This is a genomic window from Sphingobacteriia bacterium, assembly GCA_017304685.1.
GTDB lineage: Bacteria > Pseudomonadota > Alphaproteobacteria > Rickettsiales > 33-17 > JAFKLR01.
In genome coordinates this window covers 26656-51091 of the sequence record JAFKLR010000003.1, presented here as the reverse complement: position 1 = coordinate 51091, position 24436 = coordinate 26656, and the positions used below count along the sequence as shown (strand labels likewise).

22 protein-coding genes, 1 tRNA gene and 2 pseudogenes are annotated in these 24436 nt (G+C 28.6%); 14 read left to right on the top strand and 11 right to left on the bottom strand.

Annotated features, from left to right (window positions below; genetic code table 11):
- Nucleotides 1-91: 91 nt before the first annotated feature.
- Nucleotides 92-1831 carry a penicillin-binding protein 2 gene (gene mrdA / locus J0H68_00350; GenBank protein MBN8827141.1) on the bottom strand — a complete coding sequence of 580 codons (1740 nt, stop codon included), beginning with the start codon at nt 1829-1831 and terminating at the stop codon, nt 92-94.
- A gap of 99 nt (nt 1832-1930) precedes the next feature.
- Between mrdA and J0H68_00345 the strand changes: the two genes are divergently transcribed.
- Genes J0H68_00345 through J0H68_00325 form a run of 5 tightly spaced genes read left to right on the top strand, consistent with a single transcriptional unit; the run spans nt 1931 to nt 4215 of the window.
- Nucleotides 1931-2188 carry an AtpZ/AtpI family protein gene (locus J0H68_00345; GenBank protein MBN8827140.1) on the top strand — a complete coding sequence of 86 codons (258 nt, stop codon included), beginning with the start codon at nt 1931-1933 and terminating at the stop codon, nt 2186-2188.
- Nucleotides 2189-2199: 11 nt separating this feature from the next.
- Complete coding sequence (locus tag J0H68_00340) at nt 2200-2934, top strand: F0F1 ATP synthase subunit A (GenBank protein ID MBN8827139.1); 735 nt, start codon at nt 2200-2202, stop codon at nt 2932-2934.
- Nucleotides 2935-2965: 31 nt separating this feature from the next.
- Nucleotides 2966-3190, top strand: a complete 225-nt coding sequence (locus J0H68_00335; protein MBN8827138.1) for a F0F1 ATP synthase subunit C — start codon at nt 2966-2968, stop codon at nt 3188-3190.
- A 21-nt stretch (nt 3191-3211) separates the two neighbouring features.
- Nucleotides 3212-3703 carry a hypothetical protein gene (locus tag J0H68_00330; GenBank protein ID MBN8827137.1) on the top strand — a complete coding sequence of 164 codons (492 nt, stop codon included), beginning with the start codon at nt 3212-3214 and terminating at the stop codon, nt 3701-3703.
- Between the two features lie 26 nt (nt 3704-3729).
- Nucleotides 3730-4215, top strand: a complete 486-nt coding sequence (locus tag J0H68_00325; protein MBN8827136.1) for a hypothetical protein — start codon at nt 3730-3732, stop codon at nt 4213-4215.
- A 191-nt stretch (nt 4216-4406) separates the two neighbouring features.
- On the opposite strand, the pseudogene J0H68_00320 reads toward J0H68_00325, so the two are convergent.
- Nucleotides 4407-6002: pseudogene (locus J0H68_00320) on the bottom strand (hypothetical protein).
- Nucleotides 6003-6152: 150 nt separating this feature from the next.
- Between J0H68_00320 and J0H68_00315 the strand changes: the two are divergent.
- Together J0H68_00315 and J0H68_00310 are read left to right on the top strand one after the other, a co-directional pair.
- Nucleotides 6153-7748 (top strand): glycosyltransferase, encoded by a 1596-nt coding sequence (locus J0H68_00315; GenBank protein MBN8827135.1) that lies wholly within the window; start codon nt 6153-6155, stop codon nt 7746-7748.
- A 64-nt stretch (nt 7749-7812) separates the two neighbouring features.
- Nucleotides 7813-8634: a hypothetical protein gene (locus J0H68_00310; protein ID MBN8827134.1), complete on the top strand. Its 822-nt coding sequence runs from the start codon at nt 7813-7815 to the stop codon at nt 8632-8634.
- Here J0H68_00310 and J0H68_00305 read toward each other — a convergent pair whose 3' ends face one another.
- Nucleotides 8635-9285 (bottom strand): NAD(P)H-dependent oxidoreductase, encoded by a 651-nt coding sequence (locus J0H68_00305; protein MBN8827133.1) that lies wholly within the window; start codon nt 9283-9285, stop codon nt 8635-8637. It lies immediately after the preceding gene.
- 159 nt (nt 9286-9444) lie between these two features.
- On the opposite strand from J0H68_00305, the gene J0H68_00300 reads away from it, so the two are divergent.
- Nucleotides 9445-9519: transfer RNA gene (locus J0H68_00300), tRNA-Asn, on the top strand.
- On the opposite strand, the gene J0H68_00295 is transcribed toward J0H68_00300, so the two are convergent.
- From J0H68_00295 to dcm, 6 genes and pseudogenes are all read right to left on the bottom strand, one after another.
- Nucleotides 9478-10647: a recombinase family protein gene (locus tag J0H68_00295; GenBank protein MBN8827132.1), complete on the bottom strand. Its 1170-nt coding sequence runs from the start codon at nt 10645-10647 to the stop codon at nt 9478-9480. The genes J0H68_00300 and J0H68_00295 overlap by 42 nt on opposite strands.
- A gap of 338 nt (nt 10648-10985) precedes the next feature.
- A complete protein-coding gene (locus tag J0H68_00290; GenBank protein MBN8827131.1) occupies nt 10986-12656 on the bottom strand; it encodes a tyrosine-type recombinase/integrase in 1671 nt (556 codons plus the stop codon).
- Nucleotides 12637-12915 (bottom strand): septation protein SpoVG family protein, encoded by a 279-nt coding sequence (locus J0H68_00285; protein ID MBN8827130.1) that lies wholly within the window; start codon nt 12913-12915, stop codon nt 12637-12639. The genes J0H68_00290 and J0H68_00285 overlap by 20 nt, the downstream gene beginning before the upstream one ends.
- Complete coding sequence (locus J0H68_00280) at nt 12890-13066, bottom strand: hypothetical protein (GenBank protein MBN8827129.1); 177 nt, start codon at nt 13064-13066, stop codon at nt 12890-12892. Before J0H68_00280 ends, J0H68_00285 begins: the two co-directional genes overlap by 26 nt.
- 98 nt (nt 13067-13164) lie before the next feature.
- Nucleotides 13165-14961, bottom strand: a complete 1797-nt coding sequence (locus J0H68_00275) for a hypothetical protein (GenBank protein ID MBN8827128.1) — start codon at nt 14959-14961, stop codon at nt 13165-13167.
- Nucleotides 14962-14985: 24 nt separating this feature from the next.
- Nucleotides 14986-17074 (bottom strand): annotated as a pseudogene (gene dcm, locus J0H68_00270) (DNA (cytosine-5-)-methyltransferase).
- 299 nt (nt 17075-17373) lie between these two features.
- On the opposite strand from dcm, the gene J0H68_00265 reads away from it, so the two are divergent.
- The 4 genes from J0H68_00265 to J0H68_00250 all read left to right on the top strand — a co-directional run bounded on the left by J0H68_00265 (nt 17374) and on the right by J0H68_00250 (nt 21316).
- The gene (locus J0H68_00265) at nt 17374-18057 is read left to right on the top strand and encodes a M15 family metallopeptidase (protein MBN8827127.1); all 684 of its coding nucleotides are present in this window, start codon (nt 17374-17376) and stop codon (nt 18055-18057) included.
- 175 nt (nt 18058-18232) lie between these two features.
- On the top strand, nt 18233-19336 hold the full coding sequence (locus tag J0H68_00260) for a beta-lactamase family protein (GenBank protein ID MBN8827126.1): 1104 nt from the start codon (nt 18233-18235) through the stop codon (nt 19334-19336).
- 29 nt (nt 19337-19365) lie between these two features.
- Nucleotides 19366-20172 carry an alpha/beta hydrolase gene (locus tag J0H68_00255; protein MBN8827125.1) on the top strand — a complete coding sequence of 269 codons (807 nt, stop codon included), beginning with the start codon at nt 19366-19368 and terminating at the stop codon, nt 20170-20172.
- 118 nt (nt 20173-20290) lie between these two features.
- Nucleotides 20291-21316, top strand: a complete 1026-nt coding sequence (locus tag J0H68_00250; GenBank protein MBN8827124.1) for a glycosyltransferase — start codon at nt 20291-20293, stop codon at nt 21314-21316.
- Between the two features lie 138 nt (nt 21317-21454).
- On the opposite strand, the gene J0H68_00245 is transcribed toward J0H68_00250, so the two are convergent.
- A complete protein-coding gene (locus J0H68_00245) occupies nt 21455-21943 on the bottom strand; it encodes a hypothetical protein (protein ID MBN8827123.1) in 489 nt (162 codons plus the stop codon).
- Between the two features lie 170 nt (nt 21944-22113).
- Between J0H68_00245 and J0H68_00240 the strand changes: the two genes are divergently transcribed.
- Together J0H68_00240 and J0H68_00235 are read left to right on the top strand one after the other, a co-directional pair.
- On the top strand, nt 22114-23310 hold the full coding sequence (locus J0H68_00240; GenBank protein MBN8827122.1) for an NADP-dependent isocitrate dehydrogenase: 1197 nt from the start codon (nt 22114-22116) through the stop codon (nt 23308-23310).
- Nucleotides 23311-23321: 11 nt separating this feature from the next.
- Nucleotides 23322-23984: a TIGR00730 family Rossman fold protein gene (locus tag J0H68_00235; protein MBN8827121.1), complete on the top strand. Its 663-nt coding sequence runs from the start codon at nt 23322-23324 to the stop codon at nt 23982-23984.
- Nucleotides 23985-23989: 5 nt separating this feature from the next.
- Here the strand turns inward: J0H68_00235 and J0H68_00230 are convergent, their stop codons facing one another.
- Complete coding sequence (locus J0H68_00230) at nt 23990-24382, bottom strand: response regulator (GenBank protein MBN8827120.1); 393 nt, start codon at nt 24380-24382, stop codon at nt 23990-23992.
- Between the last annotated feature and the right edge of the window lie 54 nt (nt 24383-24436).

Here is a 24436-nt window from a genome sequence, read left to right as displayed (position 1 = left end):
TAGTAATTATATTTTAATGTTTTAACTTTATAAAAGTCAAATTGTAATAAGAAAAATTACAAGAACTTCATTTTAAAATTTAATGATCTAACTAACTGAACTGTTGCAATTTAAGCAAAACTTCTTTTACCACAGGAGCAGCTGACCCTGCACCACTTCCACCGTGTTCAACAACCGTTGCACAAGCAAAACGAGGATTTATTACAGGTCCATATCCAATACAAATTCCATGATGGCTTGTTTCCCAACTTAAATTTTCATTTAAAGCTTTACCTTTACTATCATGTTTAATTCCAATAACTTGGCCCGTACCTGTTTTAGCCGCATAATTATAACGAGGGTCTTCAGAGCGATGTCTATAAACTGTACCACCTGGCTGATTTACTACCATATCCATTCCATTCCTTACAGTTATTAATGATTTTTCGTTAAAGTTTAAATCTTCAAATTCATAAACTTCACTAGGAACTGTAAGCCTTGGGATCACTTTTTTTCCACTTGCAATACGAGCTGTCATCACAGCTAATTGCAGAGGTGTAACATTTACATAACCATGACCTATTCCACAAATAATACTATCGCCTAAATGCCATTCTTGCTTTAGTTTCTTTTTCTTCCATTCACGATTTGGGATTATACCTGCAACTTCACCTATTAATCCTATGTTTATTCTGTCCCCAAGACCTAATTGTTTTGCAACTTCTGAAATTTTATCAAAACCTATGCGTTTAACAATATTATAAAAATATATGTTACACGAATGCTGAATTGCTTGCTCTAAATTTAATGCACCATGCCCTTCATGTTTCCAGCAATGAAATTTATGATTTCCTACATACATTCCACCATTACATTCAACCCGCATATTTGGATCGATTCCACTTTCAACCGCTGCAAGTGCTGCCACAGTTTTAAATACAGAACCAGGAGGATATTGCTGTGAAATAGTTTTATTTATTAATGGCAAATGTTTATTGTTAGTAAGTTTTTGCCAATAATCTTTTGATATTCCTTGCGTAAATTTATTCGGATCAAATGAAGGAGTAGAACACATAGCAAGTATTTCACCGGTGTGTATATCCATAGCAACAACTGCTGCATCTTTTCCTTCAAGGATATTATTATAAATTAAATCTTGTATTTTAATATTTAATCCTAATGGAATATCTTCACCTGGAATTGACTCATTAAAGGATAATTCTCTAACATTATAACCGTATGCATCTACTTCAACTTGTTTATATCCTGCAACACCTTGCAATCTTTCATCAAAAAACTTTTCAACGCCATTTTTACCGATTTTGTAATCTGGATGATAAATCACTGCTTCATTTCTTATTTCATCTTTTCCAACAGTACCAACATATCCAATTAGGTGTGCGCAAGAAATGTTATATGGGTAATATCTAATTTGCCCTACTTCAACATATACTCCCGGTAAATCGGGTATATTTAATTCAATAACACTTAAGTCACGCCAAGTTAAATTATCAAATAACATTACAGTTGATTGCTTCTTTTGACTTAGAATTTTTTGCTCAAAATCTTCTTTTTCATCACCACGAAGCTCTAATAATTCAACTAATTTTTTTATAGTTAACTCTAAATGCTCATTATTTTCTTTAGTAAGTAAAACGCGGTAATTTATTTTATTTAAAGCAAGAATATTATTATTTCTATCTACAATTAAACCTCTTTTTGGAGGGACCGGTAAAAGTCTAATATGATTACTATCTGAAAGAGTTTTATATTTTTCCGATTCGCTAATTTGTAAGTAATACATTCTAGAGCCAAGCAAGCTAAGAAGAGAAAGCTTACCCATGCCTAACATAAAACTTCTTCGGGTAAATAATTTATAACGCTGGTATTCAATACGCATAATATGATATAATATTTTACTAGATATTTAAAAATAAACTACTTTTAGTCAGTGAACAATAAATTTAATGAATTAGACAAAAAAATAAAAGATCTAAAATATAAAACTGGACTTATAACTAAAGAAAGTTCGAAGAAAGATTTTAAACTTCAAGATTTAGCCCTTGAGTTTTTTGTTATAACCATTGTAGGTAGCGGCTTTGGCTACTTAATTGATTCATGGTTGAAAACTAAACCCATTTTTTTCTTGATTTGTTTATTATTTGGAGTTATTTCTGGATTTGCAAGAATTTATAAACAGACAAAATAAAATAAATTGATATGTCAAAAGGACACGGACCACTTCATCAGTTTACAATACAGAAAATAGTGCCACTTGAAATATTTGGGTACGATATTAGCTTTACAAATTCAGCACTTTTTATGAGTTTAGCAGCTATTACTACAATTTTATTTTTCTATTTTTCCACAAAAAGATTAAGCGTTGTACCTGGAAAACTACAATCTTTCACTGAAATGATTTACGATTTTATCACTGACCTTATTGATGAAAATATAGGACAGGAAGGTAAAAAATTTATTCCTTTAGTGTTCACAGTTTTTATTTTTGTTTTAATGTGTAATTTATTAGGGATGCTACCTTATGGCTTTACTTCAACTAGTCATATTATTGTAACATTTACACTTGCAGCAATAATATTTTTAACAGTAACTATTGGTGGATTTATTCTTCATGGAACTCATTTTTTTAGTATTTTCCTCCCTTCAGGTACACCATGGTGGTTAGCACCTTTAATGATTTTAATTGAATTTTTTACTTTTTTAGCAAGACCATTTACACTAGCAATTCGTCTTGCAGGAAATATGATGGCCGGTCACGTTTTGATGAAAGTTTTAGGATCATTCGTACTAGGTATGGGAATATACTGGGGTTGGTTACCTATACCATTTATGGTATTAATATCAGGCTTTGAAATTTTCGTGGCTATACTCCAGGCATATATTTTTACGATACTCACTTGTGTGTATCTAAATAGTGCAATACATTTGCATTAAATTTTAACTTAATTAAGGTAGGTGTTAAATTATGGACGCTCAATCAATGAAATATATAGCAGTAGGATTAATGGCTTTTGGAATGGTAGGTGCTGCATTAGGTGTAGGTAATATTTTCTCTGCACTTCTTAATGGTATTGCTCGTAATCCATCAGCAGAAGGAAAAATGTCTGGACGCGCATTACTTGGAGCCGCGATGGTAGAAGCTATGGGTATATTTGCGCTTGTAATAGCATTAATTTTGATCTTTTCATAAAAAGTAGCTCTTAGGTAAAATATGCCACAATTAAATATAGCAACTTATTTCTCTCAAGTGTTTTGGTTATTAATAACCTTTGGGTTATTATATTTAATGATGTGGCGTACCTTTTTACCAAAGATATCTAATGTAGCAAAAAAAAGAAGTAATAAAATTTCTGATTTACTCAATAAGGCTGAACACATGAAAACTGATGCAAAGAACCTTGAAGATGATATTAAAGGGGAACTTGCTCATGCTAAAAAATTAGCTTATAATAGAATTGAGAAAGCTCAAGCAGAAATAAATCAAAAATATTCCGAAGAAATTTTCAAAATTGAAAAAGATTTAGCAAATAAAACGCACGAAGTTGAGGAAAAAGGAAAACAATTCCTAAAAGATTCTCCTAATAAGATTAAAGATATTACTAAAGATATTGCCGACCATTTAATAAAATCGTTTACTAAAGTTACAATTACTAACGACGAAATTTTAAATGTAATTGAAAAAATACAAGCAAATAAAAACTAATTAACATTAAATACAAGGATTATTAAATGATAAGATTTGATGAAACTTTTTGGGTAGGTTTTTCTGTTATTCTTTTTTGCGCTATTGCATATAGACCTCTAAAAAAGTTTATCAATCAATCTATTAATGATAGAATTAAAACTATTAAAGAAAATATTAGAGCAGCAGAATCCTTAGCAAAAGAAGCAGAAAGCTTATTAAATGAATATACCCTTAAGCAAGAAAACCTAAAAAATGAAATTAATGAGTTGATGTCAAAAACAGAAGAACAAATTAAACATATGTTTGTAGAAGCTGAAGCGCAACTAAGCGATAGTATCAAACAAAGAAGCGAAGCTGCTATGCAAAGAATTACTCAATATGAAACAGCAATTTTAGATGAAGTTAGAAAACAAGCTGTAGAAATTGCCATTTTAGCTGTTAAGTCAATAGTTCGTGATAGATTAAGTTTAAAAGATTCGGAAGCAGTAGTGGAGTCACTTATAGACGATATTACTTCAAGAATAAACTAGCAAATTATTGCTTAATTTATTCTATTCTTTTTAGGCATTATGACAATATATTCATTAGTCAATTAAGGACATGTAATTTCCAAATTATTTATAAACGGACTGTACAATACTCTGCATTTATTTGTTACTTCATCTTTAAAAATACCTTCGTTATTTTCAATCAAAATTTTATTCTTAATATTATAGTTTACAGGTGATTTTAAACATTCCTTTAAAATAAAATTTTTCAAATAAGGGGCAAATTTATAGTTTAATATGAAACAGTTGAGAGCCGCTGGTTTATTATTAAAATTGAATTTAACTTCTATCCCATCTTTTATATAAGCACTAACTCTTTCAACTTGTATATCAAAAAACTTTTCTTGAGCAGTTAAACTATTTGGAATTCTTTGTATGTTACGCACAAGAGTAATGCTTGATAAAATAAGTAAACCTAAAAAAAATGCTACTTCTAAATTTTTTAAATTGTTATTAAAAAGAGTTTTTTTAATGTATGTACAAGCAATAATAGCGAATACTAAAGTATAGCATCCTAAATATCTTAACAATGAAGCGCCTTTAATTGCTTCCTCAGCAGTAAAAGTGAAGAAATATAAATATAATCTCCATAGCGCAAATAATATAAAACAAATTAAAAGAGAAATAAGCTGAAATCGATACTCTTTAAAAATTTTATTATTGAATTTATTTACACCATAAAAACTTATTCCTAAAAGAGTATAAATTACTAAACTTCCCTCTTTAATTAAAAATTTACAAAAATGCTTAATGTAATTAGTGATAAATAATTTATGCTGATCGTTAAAAGTGTCAATAATATGCAATAAATTAGCAAGTGAATGTTCTATTCTACCAAAGAAATTATGTGTGACTTTAAAGTATTTTACCCATACTAAATTACAAATTATAGGTAATGTTAATAAACTAACATAAACTAATAATCTTGTTAAATTAATTGGAAATTTATTATAAATTGAATGGTTGATTATTAGAATGATAGAAGCAAAAATTGCTAGGTAGAATCCTATTTCTCTAAAAAGAGGCAATAACATTAAAATAGGTAAAATAAGATATAAAGCATGTGTTTTATTATCTTCAAGAATGTAAACACTAAATATCGAACCAAAAATGATACCAATTGTACTATCATTATAAATAGACCTAATTCCTGTAGTATATAATGTAACGATCATAAGAATAGAAAATACTAAGGTAAGACTTTGCCATACTCTGATATTTTTAAATAATGGCATTAAAAAAGCTAAATGTAATAATAGGTGTGCAAATAGTGCTCCTCCTTCCGAATATCCGGATGGTAATAACATAAAATAATGGTAAACCGATGCTCCTCTTGGATAATGAGCGTGAGTAGGAATAATTGAAGTTAAGGTTGATTGAGATTCAAAAATATGATTTAAAAGTAATTCTTTGGTAAATATGCCCCAATGACTAAAATCATCCCATGCATGAAAGTAACCATTTTTTACATAAAAAGCAAATGCGGTACATAACAAAGAAAATATTCCTATTTCTTTTATATTTTCCTTAAATATTTTTTTAATGTTTTTTTCTTTTAACAAATAAATAATCAAGCAACTAATGCCTAATATATATGTTAGATAGGTAGAATATTTTAATATCCCTAACATTGTAGAAAAATATAGAACTATTAAGAAAAAGGCGGTTACACTTGGGAATGCTAACGAAATTTTAGATTTAGTTAGCTTTGCAAATAAAGATGTAAAGCCTGTAAGAGTTAAAATAGGTATAATTATTAATGCCAACATACATATCCTTCCTTAAGAAGACTAACCAATATCTCTTTTAAATTACCGTGTCAATTTTAATACTTCTCTTAATAAAATGAATTTAAACTTGATATTGCCATTATTAAAAAAAGCTTTATAAGGTAAATTGATTAAATAATTATTTTACTTATGTTGTTGACTGAGATTAAAAATTTATCATTACAAAAAGCCACTGAATTACTTGTTTTATTTGAATATGAAGAAGATAAGGCAAGTATTAAAACCTTTATAACTGATAGTAGTAATTTAAAGGAAATAAATAGAATTTTAAATAGTAATAAGTGTAGTAATAAATTTATTAAACTCCCTTATCAAGTCTTGTGTCAAAAAATTCTTGATAAATATGTAATAAAAAACTTTGACCACCTTAGTACATATAATTTAGATAAGTTCAATTCATCTAAAATAAATTTACTTTTTTCTCAAAAGTTTTTTTTATTATTATCAGTTTGTATCATTGTATGTTTAATTTTTTTAAACCATGCTTTCACCATTACATATTTATTTATTTCCCTTAATATTCTTTATCTTGCTGAGCTCAGTTTTAAAGTAATACTTTTTTTGCTAGGTTTTTGGCATAATATTTTTTTAAAGAAGAGAATTGAACCTCATTTAATTGAAGAGAATGAATTACCAATTTATACAATTTTAATTCCGCTTTATAAAGAAGCTAATATGATTGAAAGGATTAATGAAACTCTGTTTAAATTAGATTATCCTCAAGAAAAGTTAGATATTAAAGTAATATTAGAATCTTGCGATAATGAGACTATACTTTCAGCCAAAGAAAAGCTTTGCTTTCCTCATCACCTTATAATAATCCCTCCTTATGGACCTAAAACTAAACCTAAGGCTCTTAATTTAGCATTATTATTTGCTAAAGGTAAGTTGGTAACCATTTATGATGCAGAAGATGAACCTGAAAGTTTACAATTAAAACAAGCCGTTGTTTTGTTTAAAAATAATACTTCTAATCTAGCATGTGTGCAAGCTAAGCTTAATTTTAGAAATCGTAAATATAATCTTTTAACTAAATTATTTGCATTAGAATATGCTATTTGGTTTGAATACGTTTTAGTAGGGCTTAGTTTACTTAAAATGCCAATTCCGCTTGGCGGAAATAGTAATCATTTTAGACTTGATAATTTAAAAGCTTCAGGTGCATGGGATCCTTACAACGTAACAGAAGATGCTGATTTAGGTATAAGATTAAGTAAGTATAATTACGAAACTCAGCTATTTGATTCTTTTACATACGAAGAAGGAACTTTTAAAATAGAAAATTGGTTAGGGCAAAGATCACGTTGGATTAAAGGCTTTTATCAAACTTATTTTGTTCATTCACGTAAACCTATACAAGCTATAAAAAAATTAGGTTTAAAAAAATTTATCGGGTTTCAATTCTTTATCGGCCTTCAATCAAGTTCATTTTTGATTAGCCCAATTATTAGTCTCTCATGGATAGGTTTAAATTTTTTCTATGTTCAAGAATTAACTGATGTAGCTAAAACATTGCTTATTTTTAATATTAGTCTATATGTTTTTAATAGTATTTTATTTAGTGTAATAGTATCACTTCAAAAAAAATGGTCAGATAATTTATTTACCATATTTCTATATCCATTTTACTTCATTTTACATTCAATTGCCTCATTCAAAGCATTTTTTGAATTTCTTTTTAAACCTCATTATTGGTTTAAAACCCCTCATGGGATAAAAGATTGACTTTTCAATATATTTATATTTACCTAAATATGTAAACCTAATTGTAAGGTAAGTGCTTATGGGGATGTTTCAAGAAGAATATATTAATTTAAAGATAAGTTTAGAGATTGGAAAAGATATAATTAAATATACTCCTAATATACAATTTACTTTAAAAGATTCTTATTTTTCAGCAAATGAAGATTTTTTAAAAGATGTAGGAAATAATCTCACGATTATGAACCTGCCATATAATCCTTTACATTTTTTTATCCATTTTGGTTATTTTGAGTCTTATAAAATTCTTTTAAAAGAACTTTTAAAATTACAAAAAGAAAATATTAAGAATACTGCTGATAAATTTTTACCTATATATGAATATCTTTTAAAAAGTCGTGCAGGAAAACGAGCCGCTTTCTCTCACATTGTGCATGAAGATATATGCCACGGAAATAAATTTTGGCCTATAACTATAGAAGCTATCAAAGAAACTTACAATTTAGCCAAAGCTCATAATATTAATTCAGTGATTGAGAAAATTGAAAATATATTTAGAGACGGAGTTCGTACTCCCTATTACAATACAATTAAAAATAGCTGCGTTAATAAAAAGTCTTTAAATCAATCCCATTTTCAAGAGAAAAAAACTTATTTTACAAATTCATTATATGAACAGCAAAAAGAGAATTTAAATCCTAATAATGACATTCCAATGGAAATGGAAGACAGTAATTTTGAGGAAGTAGTAAGATTATTATGCCAATTAAAACAGTTAGCTAATAATGTATCATCACATTATATAAATAAAATTTCACCTGAACCACTAAATGAAGAAAAAATTCCAGCAAATTTTAGAACTTTTACAACTAGAACATTTGAAAATATAAATTTAGATTTAAGCAATTAATTACGCATACCATTTCATAGCTATTTCTTTAAGTTCCTCGCAAGCACTTGCTATACTTTTTTTTGTTAATTCTTCATTTTTACCTTCAGGACTCATAAATCTTATTCTTACTGCAGCGGTTACAAATTTCATTTCAGAAAATCCCATAAGTTCATACATAGTTTTACCTAAAGGCTCTAAAAAATTCAAATGATAATGTGGAGAACCTTCCTTTACATTCCCAGCCGCAGTATAAATGGTAAGAATTTTCTTACCTTCCATTAAACCTTTATATTTTGTAATACCATTTTCCACATGCTGAGTAAAAGTTTGACCTAATAATAAAATAGCATCGAAAAAATTTTTCATTTCACCCGGATAAGAGAAATTGTAAAAAGGACAGGCGATAACTACTATATCATTATTTACAAATTTATTAATGATTTCATCAAATGGCTTTATTTTATTTTCAAGATTTGAATCAAGTTTTTCACCTAAATAATCTCTTAAATCGTAAGCTTCTAACGATTCAGGCGTAAAAATAGGCGGCCTTTCACTTAATAAATCAAGTTCTTGAATGTCACCTTTAATGTTATTTTTAAAATAATCTAACAATATTTTAGTATTTGAAGCCTTACCCGAAGGTAAATATTTAACAACAAGAGTTCTCATATAGGACCTATATTTTTTATTTTCAGGCTTAACATATATAATTTTAAAAATCAAAACCTTAATATTCCCAGCCTTTTTAGGAATATATAAAAATTTTGTAATTAAATGAAAAAAACACTAGGCAAGATTATTTTTTTTTGTTATACATAACTTCCGTGTTCCTCGGTAGCTCAGTGGTAGAGCAAGCGGCTGTTAACCGCTTGGTCGGGGGTTCGAATCCCTCCCGGGGAGCCACTCTTGACGATCCTTCGCATTTATGAACATATCGAATGGCTTTCTCAGCGTAAAGACTAGCTTTTCAGAGTCCATTTGTAAGTTCGGAAATAAAATATTGATAATTCTCCTTTTTTCCTCTAGTTCCGAACTTTTGAATAAATTATGAGCTTTTGATGCTAAAGCAAAAATTGTAGCGATTGATTTATTAAAATTATCATCTGCATGCGATAATCTTTGTAACCTGACTTCTACATTATGTCTTTCTGCTTGAAGTTCGGTCATCATATCATCATATTCTTCTTTTGATATTTCAGCATCTAAATATAATTCTCTAACTCTTTTAACTCTATTTTGGATTGTCTGGTATTGATTTTGCAGCTTTTGGCTTTCCTGAATTTGATGATTATGTTCTTTATCCGAGCTATTCTTTAATTCTTCATTTAAATTAGCTAAAATATTTTCAGGTATTTTCATACCTTTTAACACCTCTTCAATTTGGGAAAGTATTTTATTTTCATTTAAATGGTAGCAATAAGAACAATCTCCTTTGCTCTTGGTTGGACGCATATAAACATATTTATCTTTTTTAATTTCCGGACTATAGCTACAACCACAATGTTGGCATTTTAAAAGTCCTTTTAATATGAATGACTTTTCGGTACGTTTAGATCTATTTTTTCTCCGCCCAGTTCTAACCTGCTCGCATTCGTCGAATAATTCTTTTGATATCAAAATAGGATGAATATGCTTATACAAAATACCATTATATTTCATATATCCATAATAAAATGGATTTTTTAGTATAAGCTCAACCTGAGTTTTAGATATTTTATGCCCCTTTTTACTTCTTAAACCTTCTTTTGTTATTAGATCGCATAACTCACTCATTGAGTACATACCTGTAGCATATAATTCAAACATCTTTTTTACTAAACTGCCACGTATAGGATCAATATAAACCTCAACTTTCTCTTTTTTCTTATCTACCCTTTTGCTATTTATGTAACCTAGAGGAGAGTCACCAAGAATAGTGCCTTCTTCAAGCTTTTTCCTATTACTTCTTTTAACATTATCAGAAATTTTATTACGGTAATCATTAGCTAGCAACACATCAAGGTTCTTCCTGAATTTCTCAGAACTATCCATATCTCTATGCTCAATAAACTCACTTTTAACATAGTGAATCTCGATTTTATCCTGCTTAATAAGCTTTTGTAATTCCAAATATTGCTCATCAAAATCTCTTTGCAATCTGTCTACGCAGTAACATAGTACCGCTATTTTGTACTTTTTTCCTTTAACAAAACTGACCATTTTAGCAAATTCAGGTCTTCCAGTTGCGGTTGAACTTTCAACAACTCTAAATTGTTCTGTAACCTTAAGGTTTTTCTTTATAGCATATTCAAAACAACTTTGAATCTGGGCGTCCAGTGAATGACCTTCTTCTTGATCTTTTGATGATACCCTTGCAAATATTACCGCTTTCATGACTTTACATCCTTATTATTAATTAAAGCTTCAAAAACCTTGTCTATAGCTTCTTCATCTGTGATTTGAGAGAGTATAAAATGATATTTCGGATTATTCTTCAATTTCTGCAACTTTGTCAAACGTTCAATATCAAGCTCTTCTATTATCTTGTCTTTTCTATGTTCATGTACTGTATAATAACTATTCAAAGTCGTATCCAGACTTTTATGTGATATATTCTGGCTTACAGCTTTTAACTGTTCGGCAGTAAGATCAAATTCCATAAATAAAGCTATTAAAGAATTTCTTATAGTATGTGCCGTATAATGACCGATATTAGCTTTTTCTAATTGCTTGCTAAGTTCCTGATTCACTATAGAGGTACTGACCAAAAATTCTTTAACAAAACCACTTCTCTGAAACTGCAAACCATCGTTTATTGATACGCTTATTCTAGGAAATAAAGGGTCATCATTACTAAAACCATATTCTGAACGTAATAATTCAACCCATTCAACAAGTATTTGTTTTATTCTCGGTTTAAATTGCAATAAATTGGTTTTATTTGAAGATGAAAATTTTGTTTTTACATGGGTTGAATCTTGGAAAATATAACCTCTTGCAAAGTTTACGTCCCCAATTCTTAATGAGATTAATGCTTCAACTCTTATTCCAGTAAGTAGAAGACATGCAAGCATTGCTCTGCCTCTAACATCAACCTCAGTATGCGGATCAAGACTCAAAATTAAATCCTGCCATTTTTCAGCCTCTAGGTAATCTTTTGGTTTAGTTCTCTTAGCTTTTTCTTGGTCTTTTAATGATAATTGCAATGCTTTAATATCATCATAATATAACTTTTTATAACCGTTTTGCTCTTTCAGCCATAAAAAGAATTCCTTTACATAAGTGATTACTCTATGAGCCATTTGTATGCTGTGGCTATATCGAGTTAATAAATATTTTTTAAATTCCTTTGCTTCCTGATATGAGAATAGCTTAAAATCCTTACATTCGTTAAACTCCTCAAAAACTAATAAAGCAGATATAATCAGGTCACGTGTCTTTTCATTCTTACCAAATCTATGAATCACCTTATCAAAATAATCATGTTTTATTCGTTCATTGTTTGGATGAAAAATTATTTTTCCTTGAGGCGTAAACTTGTTATTTAATACCCCTCTTTTAGAAGTGGTTGTAGCGTTGGATGTTTTATTACCTATTAAACTAAATTTAGGTAGCGTCTCAACCAAACTATAACCAAATGTTTTGATTAAAAGTAACTCGTTAGCTTGTGTATTCATATTCATTTTGCAACCACATAAAGAACATATACCTTGTATTTTCCATAATTTTTTATTCACCTTTTTAAGGGTAATTTCATCCTTATATGCCCTTCGTTTTTGATAACATTTTAAACATGGAAAATCACCTATATTACCACTAGGCATTCTTCTTGATTGTTCTTTGTGTTTTAAAAATTGCCGTAAAATTTCATGGTGAAATAAAACGGGTGATTTATCATCAATAGTGATTAACCCTTCTTCTCTTACCCATCTATAAATAATAGAGTCATTAACTCCATATATCTCTGCCAAATCTTTTGCTGAATAAACAAAACCTTTACGGATACGTCTAGGATCAAATTTTCTTATTGGTATTTTTTTCTCAGAAGGTGTTTTCGGCATTTTCTCTTACCTTCTTCATTACATCTTTCAATTTACTAAAAATAGCCATCTCAATTGCCAGGCTAAATTTTCTATTTATAGGGTGACATATGGTAAAAGTTCCCTTGCTGGGATATGTAAGACGGTAACCATCACCATTTAATTTTGTATGAATTGCAACGCTAGAAACGTAAAAACTCTGGTCTATTACAAAGCTCGCAAAACCTATTAAACCGTTTTTTGGTTTGATAAGCTCAATTTGCACTTCCGATATTATCATTTTTAAGCTCATTACTTTCTTGATGAGCCAGTCTTTTCTCAATTCCATTAAGAATCTTAAAGAATATTACTAGGTCATCAGCTGCTTTCACTGCTTCGGCCTCTGTAATATCCTGATATAAATCCTTAATTGAGTCTGATAAATTTGACATAGCCCATAATTGTTAAGTTATGCGCTAATTTTATTGTAATATGAAATGTATAGATAACCGTTCACTAGTGATAATGTATAGCCACTAGTGGTTATACATTAAGCAGTCTCATTTTCTTTTGCTGAATAATGAGCTTTATATAAATTATTACACCAGCTGTAAAATGTGGGTCTTTTCCAATCATTACCATCAAATTCATGGTTTTGATAAGGTTGAAATGAATTTAATAAATGAGGATATTTTTTCTCTATAATATTTGCTACTTTATTACATAATAGATTAGCCGAGTCATAATTCTTTTTGCCAAGTTCTTTTGTGCAAAGCTCTGTTACCTTATCTCGGAGGGGTTTATATGCTTGATATGAGTTTTCCCCACCTTTACGCTTTTCTTTTATATAACGGTCATCTGTAAAATTTATATCCTCAAATTCAGGAAAGCCCCAGTCAAAGTCTGGGAATGCACATAAATCGTTTTCTTTTGTGTTATTTCTATTGGTCACATTAACCTCAAATATTTTACATATAGGGTTTTCAATGATCTTAACTTCTTTTAATTGGTTTGCGGGTTCTTCTTTAAAGTTCATTATCAGATAAATATGCTTCTCATTATCTGAACCTCTGAAAGTTTCTAATATCTTTTCATAAGATGTTTTTAAGGTGGGGTTATTTGCATGTTTTATGTGTACAATTAATCGATGTTTATCAGAAACGCTAAACTCAAGATCAATATTTTTAGTCGAATGTATAAGATTTATATTAATATTGCTATCCTGGGAAGTTAACCATGAATTACAAACTGTAAAAAATAACATCTGAGAGTAATAAACCCTAACATGCTTATATTCTAAATTGCACTTTGTCCAAAAGGTACGCCAAACTTCTTTATTTTCGATAGTATCTTTGAAATGCTTAATAATTGCTGTAATGGCAAAATCTAAAGAATTCAAATTATCAGGACAATTTTTGATTTCTTTTGCTAATTCAAAATTGATAAAATCCTGACTATCTTCTAACCATTTATATAACCCCTCATAGTCTGTTTCAAGGTCATAATGTTCAAATTTATATTCTTTAAGAGCTTTTAAAGTTTCAATAAAAAATTCTCTATTATTCTTTATCTCCTTTAATAAAATAGCTTTTCTTTGTGCTTTTGTGGTATCTAACCAAATACAACCAATATCCCTATTAACTAAGTCTCTTAGCCTTGTATTATGTGAGGTCATTTCCTCAATCAAAGAGTCGATATTATCAGCGACAGGAAGATTTAATAAAATATCATAAGGAATTAGTTTTATAGGTTTTTTAGAGAAGGGGTTAAGGAGAAGTTTATAGGTGTTGTGATTTCTTGTAGAATGTCGGCAATTACCCTCTAAACCAAGTTTATTCATTATATCTTGTGTATATTTACAAATATCGTCATCAATAATATTCTGAACCATATCGCTTATTCTATCACCCGCTATGCCCTCTTCGAGCAAAGGTAATAATAAGAAAATCTCTGGGTTTCCGTTGGCCTTATCTATGATCTCGATTGCACTATGTAATATTTTGTCGTTAAATTCAATTCCTGAACCCCTACCATCAGTATTGCCAGAGCTATAACCGATGCACGTAAACGGATATTCTGGAAAATCGACCATTTTTTTGGCGGCTCGCCAACATTTATCACCTGTGCTTGTTGATGTTTGTAATAATGTAAGTAAGTCAGCAAAGAACTTTGTATAGTTTTTATATGACTCTTTAATTATTTTATTTGAGCTTTCTTTTAGTAAAAGAGGTTCAACAAAAACTTTGGTATCAAAATTCAATATAGGGTCAAAAACACCTAATTGTTTAAGTTTTAACTTATCAATATTAAAATAGTCTGAGAAATAGACTGGTTGGTTATGGTTCATTACGATTTTAATATTTTACTTTTTTTATAAAGTACCAAATAACTCATTAAGTTTTTCTTTATGTATTTTTTTTAGTTCAATATCACTTTCCACTAGGAATCTATAATTTTCTATGAATTCTGATAGCGACGATATTAACCTTAAATAATAATTAATGGTTGGAATAATGCCGTTAACTATTATTTGGCAGCCATGATTTTGTTGTACGAATTTAATTTCTTTTTGAATGAGTTCATTTTCATTCTTATTAACACTCAGAAAAGAAAAAATACAATATCTTTTGGGATTGAATTTGTATATTTTCTCTATGGCTATTCTAACAACAGATAAATCTATTAACCTATTATGTTTAATTTCAATAGCTTCAATTAAGTTATGTTGATTATCAAATATTTCTATATCACCTGAACTTTTAGATGTTAAATCTGAAGCTGTATGACTACTCAACTTACCTAAATAACAAGAATTATACCTTCCAACTTCTTTAATTATGATTTGAAAAATAGCATAAAATGCAAGTACGGGTAGCTTGGATGCGCCAGTAGTTTTATAATCATAATTAAAATGATTTTCTAAAAAAGTGAGAATATTATTTATAGTAAGTTTTTCCACGTTATTCACGGGCTTAATTAAAATCTTGTTTTCAATTGCTTTTTTGCTTACTAAATCCAATAGTAATTTAACAACTTCTGATGATTGTATAGCATTATTTTGTATGTAATCTATAATATTTAAAAAGGATTGTTTTACTTTAACATCTTTAATTTTGCCATTATAATTTTTATTATAAGGATAAGGTTGTTCAAGAGAACGTGTTAACCATCCGCTTTCTGCCATAGATGGTAAATCTAATTCTTTTAAAGTTGGAGTAATATACTTTGTATCAATACTTCTTCCTGAAAAACCGCCTACCATACTTGATTGATGCAGCCTTATATCCTGATTTGGATTTAATATTTTGTGAATTCCAAGTGTAATTATTACTGTAAAAACTCCTTTTTGGTGATAGCAGTTTTCAGCTATTAACTCAATATCTTTAATGATATCTATGGGTATTTCATGCACACTCAAGTTTTTGCGTATTTGATATAATTCTATTAATTTTAGTTTGTGATTCATAATCGTTATTTAAAAGATGATATTTTAATATGTTTTCAGCTATTCTTTCAACCATAGGGATACAAACGGAATTTCCAATTTGTTTATAAGATTCTGATTTAGACGAATGTTTTTGAAAATTTTCTGGAAAACCCATAATTCTATAACACTCATTAATTGTTAGCTTCCTCACTTTATCTTCATCTGATAAATATATAAAAAATCTGCCAGAGGTTTCTTGAGATGGAAGTGTTGGGTGTACGCCAAGGTCAGAATATATTCTGTTAGGTTGTCTATGTACTCGTGATAAATGTTCAGTATTAGGTCTTATACCTGTTTTCCATATTCCTTTATTTCTATATCCTACAAAAAATAATCCTGAGGATTGAATTTTCGGACTATTAATTAAGGTATAATCCGACTTATCAAGAAATTCGAAATCTGTATGAGATTTATCAAGAAAAAACTTAATAGGCTTGAATTCATAAGAATAATTTATACTCTCAAAAAGAAATTTTTTATCCTTAGTTGCAATTATAATTAATCTCTCCCTATTTTGAGCGACCCCAAAATTTATAGCATTTAAAATTTTAAAGCTTACATGATAACCTAAATACTCCAAAGAGTTCAATATGACCTTTAAAGTATTGCCTTTGTCATGATGTAATAAATGTTTTACATTTTCCAGTAATGCCACCTTAGGTTTTTTTGCTTCTAATATTTTACAAATACTAAAAAATAGAGTACCTCTAGTATCTTCGAATCCTTTTCTTCTTCCACATATACTAAATGGCTGACATGGAAAACCCGCTGTTAATACATCATGGTCAGGTATGTCCAGTGGATTTATTAACTGAATATCGCCAAAAGGCTTTTCTTGATAATTGTTGTAATAAACCTCTTGGCATGCTTTATCGATTTCTGATGAAAAAACACAATTAAAATTATTATTTTCAAAGGCTTTTCTGAAACCACCGATGCCCGCAAATAAATCTATAAACTTAAAATTATTCATTACATCTTTATTATATTTATTAGTATTTGTATTTAATAACATATTTTATTCAATTTTAGAACTAGATTTATTTTCTTTATAATTTACCATAAAAATACTCAATAACAATTAATATTGAAAATTATTCTTCAGTACTTGCATATAATATCCACCAAAACCTATCACTTCTTCCAGCCTATGAGTTCGTAATTCGTACATTATGGGGAGCCACTCTTTACAAATTACCAAATTCAGCATTATATTTGAAAAATTCCTCAAGAAATCGGAAATATATATTAATTTTATAAACAATGAGTTATATGAAATATCTAATAAAGTGTTTGAGTATATTATTAATATTAACGAATATAGTTTTAGCTAATAACTTACCTAAAAACTTTGTTTACTTACATCAATTGGATCCTTCAATAGATCAATATATAGAGTTTGCAACCAATGATAATCCCGTTGGTGCACCCCTAGATGGTTATGAAGGCAATCAAACAATCTGCACTATTCAAGCTGCTCAGGCGATAATGAAAGCACAAAAAATATTGAAAAAAGCATATCCTCATTATTCTTTACAAATTAGGGACGCGTATAGACCAGTAATAGCAGTTGAGCACATTAAGAGGTGGGTTAATAATCTTGATGATCAAGAAACTAAAGCAAAATATTACCCTACTATTGATAAAAGCGAGATCTTAGGTAAATTAGCAGCAGCTAATAAATCTTCTCATAGTAGAGGTAGTACCTTTGATCTGTTGATTATTGATACTAATACTAATCAACCGCTTGATTTTGGGCCTATGTATTTTGGAGACTACAGCGCTATAGATTATAAAGGTCTAACCGCTAAACAGAATAATAACAGGCAATTACTACGTAGGATAATGCTTGCCAATGGTTTTAAACCATATAATGCTGAATTTTGGCATTTCACCTTAATCAATGAGCCTTACCCAAATACATATTTTAATTTTAAGATCCGTAATGAAAAATAACCTATTCTGGTAGAATAATAAATTTATTTCTGGAAGTAATTTGAAAGTTTAAAATTCACAAATATGGGGATCCATTTTATTATTCCTTATATTTATAAATTATTGATTTTCTCTACACCTTGAACTAACTTTCATTAAAGTTTTTTATTAACGTTTAAAAGGAATATGAGAATATATGAAATTTTTTTCTATTAAACTAATAATATTAATTAAAATATTTTTTATAAGCCTTCCTGGATTTGCTGATAATAATTTAAGAAATCTACCCCATCTAGAAAATTTTATTAAAACTCTTGAAAACGATCAAAAAGGATTGCAAGGTGGGGCTATTGCTATTTTATACAAAGGAAATGTTATATATAAAAATACCTTTGGTTATTGTCACGAAAGAGAAACTTTAATTACTTCTAAAACATTATTCCCTTTAGCTTCTGTTTCCAAAACAGTAGCTGCAACTGCAATAGCATTATTAGATGATAGAAATGAAATAGATATTGAAAAAAACTACTTGCTATCTTTCCTTCATCATAAAGTAAATTTAAAAAATATATTAAATCACACTACAGGTTATTTATTGACCGGTAATCGGCAAATTGAAGATGGAATGGAAAGAGGACAAATTCTAAAAAAAATTATTCAACAAAAACCTGCATGCAAGCCAAATAATTGTTACTTTTATAGCAATATACTTTTTAGCACTGCCGAAGAAATATTAAATATTAATAATACCAATTTAGCTAATGCCATTAGTCAATTATCTTCAGTGTTAAATTTAAAGGAATTACAAGTATTACCAATAAAACCAGATTCTAATATTGCTTATCCTCATATTGAGAAAAAAAATATAATAAAAGCTTTACCCTTCCCTCCTTATTATCCAAAAGCTGCTCCAGCGTCTGCAGGCGTTTTTGCTTCAATAGATAACATGATTGAGCTTTTAAAATTACAATCAGGCTATAGACCAGACTTAATTAGTCAAGAAACTTTAAATAAGCTTTTCACCCCCTATATTATTAATGATGATTTAAAAAAATTTCCACTTACTTGGCCCATTCCATTAACAGAAATTGACTCATATTATGGACTTGGATGGAGAATTTTAAAAGCCAAACCATACCCAAATAAAGATTTAATCTTTCATAGTGGTTACATTAACGGTATTGTATCATTCGTAGGATTCATCCCTTCTGAAGAAACTGGAATTATAATTTTATTAAATCAAACTTCAAAATTCGCTTTTCAAAAAGGCATTGATTTTTGGAAAGTGTTTTTAAAGTGATATATTTATATTACTAAAGAGGGTAAATTATGATTAGATTTATTGAACAATATAGAATCGCCCAAATAAAAGAAGATTCAGAAAATAATTTAAATATAGTTTTCTTACCAGGTGGTCCGGGAATGGGCTCTGAATATCTAGCTGATTTCGCATGCAAATTAACTATACCTGGTAATTTATTTATAGCTGATTTTCCAGGAGATGGCAGTAATCGTAATACAAATAAAATTGAATATGAAGAATGGAAAAAAGGTATTATAAAGATAGCAGAAGATTTAAGACCTTGCGTATTAGTTACCCATTCTTTTAGTGGAATGTTTACTTTAACTATACCTGAATTAGAAAGTAAGTTAACCGGCTTAATAATTATGAATAGCGCTCCTGATAAAAGCTGGATGGAGACCTTAGGTAAAACTGCTATAGAATATAAATTACCAAATATTAACGAAACTTATATGCAATTCTATATTAACCCAACAGATAAGAATGTAGAAAATATATTTTATGCAAGCATACCTTACTTATTTTTACCTCATGAAGAACAACAGGGTAGAGAATTATTAGAAGTTTACTCTTATAATACTCAAGCAAGGTTATGGGGAGATACAGTTTTTCATCCAAGTTATAAATATAAATGGTCTCCTAAAGAACTTCCTACAATTTTAATTGGAAGCAAAGATGATAGATTGTTACCGATAAAATTATTTGATGACTATAATGATTTTAATAGAGAAAATATTCAAAAAGTTATTTTAGAAGATGCTGGACACTTTCCATGGTTAAGTAAATTTGATGAAATTAATGATGTTATTTCAGATTTTATAATACATCTTTAATCATCAAAATTTACTTTATTACGTTTAAGTCTAAATTATAAAAAAACTGGAATTATTTCTAGTAAAGAATTATTTTGTATAAAATACTCTCTATGCTTTTAAAAAGGCTAATTTATTTATGAATACTATACTTAATATTACATATCATAACAGTGAAGGTGGAGTTAAAGTTTCATTTATAAATTTTGCTAAAACTCTTAAGGAGTTTAATTATAAAGTTTATAATATAGTTCCTAATAAAAAAAAATTTTCAAATTCCTTAGATAATATTATTTCCAACCCTTTTGTTAGATATGCAAGGCATGTATTTTCTCCTTTTAGTACCATATATTTTTTTATTATTTTAAGAATACTTAAACCTAAATTCATTTTTATTCATAATGGAAAATTGCAAAAAATTATCCATTTAACTAAGCCTAAGAATTGTAAAGTAATAGGGGTTAATCATGGCATATCATATAAAAAACTTTTTTTAGCTGAACATATAATTACTTTTAACAATAAAATTAAAGATGAGTACTTAAAAAATAATTTCACTAATGTTTCAGTAATTCATCATCCCCTCTCCTATATTCCCCAAAATATTTTGCCAAAAAATATAACTAATAAAGAACAAGTAGTCATTGGCTCCCTTGGAAGACTTGATAAAGAAAAAGGTTATGAATTTTTTATTGATGTTATTTTTGAACTTCATAAAATTTTAAAACAGAAATTTAAAGTTATTATTGGGGGTAACGGGCCTTTAAATAATTCTCTTAAAACGAAAATTTATTCTTTAAATTTAGAAGAAACAATTGAATTATTAGATTGGATAGAAAATAAAGAAGCATTTTTTAAATCACTTGATATTTTTTGTTTACCATCAAAATTTGAAGCTTATGGTTTAGTTGTAACTGAAGCCATGAGTTATGGAATTCCTGTAATTGCAACTAACACGCCTGGACCTGAATTTATAATTCAAAATGAAAAAAATGGATTATTAGTAAATTATGGTAATGCGAAAGAATTTGCAGAAAAGATTTTATATTTAATAAATGAAAAAGAAGAATATAAAACTATATCGACAAATTCTATAAATTTTATTAAAGAACATTCTACATTAGAGAATTTTAGAAAAAATTTAAGTGATATTCTATTTACGTAAAAATATCAAATTTTTGAATATAATGAGGTTTGATAGCAGTAAATCTTTTTGCTATATTCATTTCTTAAGTATTAAAATTTAATTCTTAATTTGTAAACTAGTGGTTAGGCTAATTTGTAGATTAGCCTAACCTAAACTTTATTTAGTAACACTTAGTTCGTAATTAACACGACTATCGTAGAATGCTCTTGAATTATGCTGGAGATCTGTTTTTTTATCTTGGGCTACAAGTTTTTCAAATTCTTTTAAGCCTTCATTATAAGGTGCAACTTGACTTAAAAATGATCTTGCAATCTCTTCAAAATTAACTTCATTACTTGAATAAGAACCAAAAAATTCAAAAGTAAAAGCACTTTTTGAATCACTTGAAATAGTTATACCAAGCTTCGAGAAATTACTTTTATATAATTTATAAAATAAATTTCCAAACACTGAAAAAATTTGAGTTTCAAATTCTTCTATAAATTCGCTATATTTTTTTTTAATTTCTGGTAGTTGCCTTGATTCTACTAATTGAATCTGGATTGAGCCAATAGATCTATTATCAATATTTATTTCAAATACTCTTATACTTGACTGACCTTCAATTTTTTTTTCGTACGGCCCTAAAATCTTATATTTAGACATTTAAACCTCCATTAATAGGTTATTAGGTTATAAAATTTTATTAACTTATAGTCAATAAAATTGAAATCAATTAATCACAAGGTTTTTATATACTTTTTTACTATTCTTCTCTTGTTTTTTACTACTAAATGATTTAATTTAAATAAAAATTTTAACTTAGAGTTGTGTGTATGAAAATTGATGTAAAAAATCCGATTGTAGAAATTGATGGCGATGAAATGACCAGAATTATCTGGGATCTCATTAAACAAAAACTTATTCTTCCTTATTTAAATATTGATTTAAAATATTTTGATCTATCTATTCAAAATCGCGATAAAACAGATGATGAAGTAACAAAAGAAGCGGCTAAAGCAATTCAACAATATGGCGTTGGTGTTAAATGTGCGACTATTACACCTGACGAAAAAAGAGTACAACAATTTAATCTTAAAAAAATGTGGCCATCACCAAATGGTACCATAAGAAATATTTTAGATGGCACTGTTTTTAGAGAACCAATTATTTGTAAAAACATTCCATTGCTTGTTCCTGGTTGGAAAAAACCAATTATTATTGCTCGTCATGCTTTTGGTGATCAGTATAAAGCAACTGATTTTAAAATTGATAAGCCAGGTAAATTAACTCTTACCTTTACTCCATCAGATGGAAGCGCTCCTATCACTAAAGATGTATATGAATTTACAGGCGGCGGTGTTGCTTTGGGAATGTATAATGTTGATAAATCAATTCGTTCATTTGCAAAATCATGTTTTATTTATGCGCTTGCAAAAAAACAATCAGTATATTTTTCAAGTAAAAACACCATTTTAAAACAATATGATGGTAAGTTTAAAGATATTTTTGAAGAAGTTTATAATAGTGAATTCAAAACTCAATTTGAAGCATTAGGGTTAAGTTACGAGCATAGATTAATTGATGATATGGTTGCATTTTCTCTCAAATCACAAGGTGGTTATCTATGGGCATGTAAAAATTATGATGGCGATGTTCAATCTGATATTGTGGCACAAGGTTTTGGTTCATTAGGATTAATGACATCTGTTCTTCTTTCACCGGATGGAAAAACTGTAGAGACAGAAGCAGCTCATGGAACAGTAACAAGACATTATGAAGAATTCTTAAAAGGTAATAAAACTTCTACTAACCCAATGGCTACTATTTTTGCTTGGACAAGAGCATTAATTTATAGAGCTGATTTTGATAATAATCCTGCCTTAAAAACTTTTGCTGAAAATTTAGAGGCAAGTTGTATTAAAACTATTGAATCCGGTAAAATGACAAAAGATTTAAGCTTACTAATTGGTAAGGATCACAAATATTTAACTACAGAAGAATTTATTGATGCCGTTGTCGATAATATGTAAGTAGGTAGTGTATGTCTTTGACACCAAGTAAAAAAAACTTAAACCCTGATAAAAAATATATTGGGGTTTTTTGTAGCGCTGATGATAAAATTTCTAATTATTATAAGCAAGAAGCTTTTAAGCTTGGTGAATTATTAGCCACTTCTAATCATAATTTACTTACCGGCGGTTCTAAAACTGGTTTAATGAAAGAAGTAGTAGATGGATTTGTTACTACTTCTTCTCAAGATAATATCGTTGGAGTTCTACCAAACGTACAAAAAGGTTTAGATATTTGCCACCCATCAATAAAGGAAACTAACCTTTTTTGGTGTGAAAGCATGCATTTAAGGCTGGCTAAATTTCATGAATTGTGTGAAGGGGTAATTGTGTTACCGGGTGGTTTTGGAACATTACATGAATTATTAGATTTTTTAGTAAGTAAACAAATACAAGTTTCTAAAGTCCCTATAATTATAGTAAATATTAATGGATATTGGGATCATTTTTTTGATCTTGCTAACTCTATGATAAAGGCTAAAGCCTTAGCACCTCAGCATTTAAAATTTTTTAGAGTAGTATATAAAGTAGAAGATGCAGTCCCTATGTTATTAGTAAGTGTGACTTCACAAGGGTTAACAGATCGTTATTGGGAAATTAGTTGCACCTCAAATTCTGATGAATATATTTTATAAAACCGTTAGTTTAAAAAGACCCCTAAAATTTTTTCTAAATTAGACTTTAAGGTTTCAATATTGAAAGGTTTTACTATAAAATTATTTATCCCTGCTTCTTTAGCTGCTATTACCTCTTCTGGCTTACTTTCAGAAGTAACTAAAATAAATTTAGTAGTTTTAAATTTTTCATCTGTACGAGTTTTTTTAAAAAGGTCCAAACCATTCATTGGCTCCATATTCCAGTCAGCAATAACTATAGCATAGTTTTTTTCTTGAAGTTTTGATAAAGCCATATTGCAATTTGTCGCATCGTCAACGTTCTTAAATCCTAATTGATTCAATAGGTTTTTTATAATTCTAATCATTGTTTTATAGTCATCTACAACCAGTATAGGAATAGCTTTATCAACCGTCATATTTATACTCCTCATTATATATTCAATTATAATAGTTAAAAAATTAATTTAAAG

Coding starts and splice junctions, on each gene's coding strand:
- J0H68_00265 (MBN8827127.1), top strand. CDS start 17,374: ATGAAATATCTAATAAAGTGTTTGAGTATATTATTAATATTAACGAAT.
- J0H68_00235 (MBN8827121.1), top strand. CDS start 23,322: ATGTCTTTGACACCAAGTAAAAAAAACTTAAACCCTGATAAAAAATAT.
- J0H68_00335 (MBN8827138.1), top strand. CDS start 2,966: ATGGACGCTCAATCAATGAAATATATAGCAGTAGGATTAATGGCTTTT.
- J0H68_00325 (MBN8827136.1), top strand. CDS start 3,730: ATGATAAGATTTGATGAAACTTTTTGGGTAGGTTTTTCTGTTATTCTT.
- J0H68_00340 (MBN8827139.1), top strand. CDS start 2,200: ATGTCAAAAGGACACGGACCACTTCATCAGTTTACAATACAGAAAATA.
- J0H68_00240 (MBN8827122.1), top strand. CDS start 22,114: ATGAAAATTGATGTAAAAAATCCGATTGTAGAAATTGATGGCGATGAA.
- J0H68_00305 (MBN8827133.1), bottom strand. CDS start 9,285: ATGAGAACTCTTGTTGTTAAATATTTACCTTCGGGTAAGGCTTCAAAT.
- J0H68_00250 (MBN8827124.1), top strand. CDS start 20,291: ATGAATACTATACTTAATATTACATATCATAACAGTGAAGGTGGAGTT.
- J0H68_00280 (MBN8827129.1), bottom strand. CDS start 13,066: ATGTCAAATTTATCAGACTCAATTAAGGATTTATATCAGGATATTACA.
- J0H68_00310 (MBN8827134.1), top strand. CDS start 7,813: ATGTTTCAAGAAGAATATATTAATTTAAAGATAAGTTTAGAGATTGGA.
- J0H68_00315 (MBN8827135.1), top strand. CDS start 6,153: ATGTTGTTGACTGAGATTAAAAATTTATCATTACAAAAAGCCACTGAA.
- mrdA (MBN8827141.1), bottom strand. CDS start 1,831: ATGTTAGGCATGGGTAAGCTTTCTCTTCTTAGCTTGCTTGGCTCTAGA.
- J0H68_00290 (MBN8827131.1), bottom strand. CDS start 12,656: ATGCCGAAAACACCTTCTGAGAAAAAAATACCAATAAGAAAATTTGAT.
- J0H68_00295 (MBN8827132.1), bottom strand. CDS start 10,647: ATGGATAGTTCTGAGAAATTCAGGAAGAACCTTGATGTGTTGCTAGCT.
- J0H68_00230 (MBN8827120.1), bottom strand. CDS start 24,382: ATGACGGTTGATAAAGCTATTCCTATACTGGTTGTAGATGACTATAAA.
- J0H68_00285 (MBN8827130.1), bottom strand. CDS start 12,915: ATGATAATATCGGAAGTGCAAATTGAGCTTATCAAACCAAAAAACGGT.
- J0H68_00260 (MBN8827126.1), top strand. CDS start 18,233: ATGAAATTTTTTTCTATTAAACTAATAATATTAATTAAAATATTTTTT.
- J0H68_00255 (MBN8827125.1), top strand. CDS start 19,366: ATGATTAGATTTATTGAACAATATAGAATCGCCCAAATAAAAGAAGAT.
- J0H68_00330 (MBN8827137.1), top strand. CDS start 3,212: ATGCCACAATTAAATATAGCAACTTATTTCTCTCAAGTGTTTTGGTTA.
- J0H68_00275 (MBN8827128.1), bottom strand. CDS start 14,961: ATGAACCATAACCAACCAGTCTATTTCTCAGACTATTTTAATATTGAT.
- J0H68_00245 (MBN8827123.1), bottom strand. CDS start 21,943: ATGTCTAAATATAAGATTTTAGGGCCGTACGAAAAAAAAATTGAAGGT.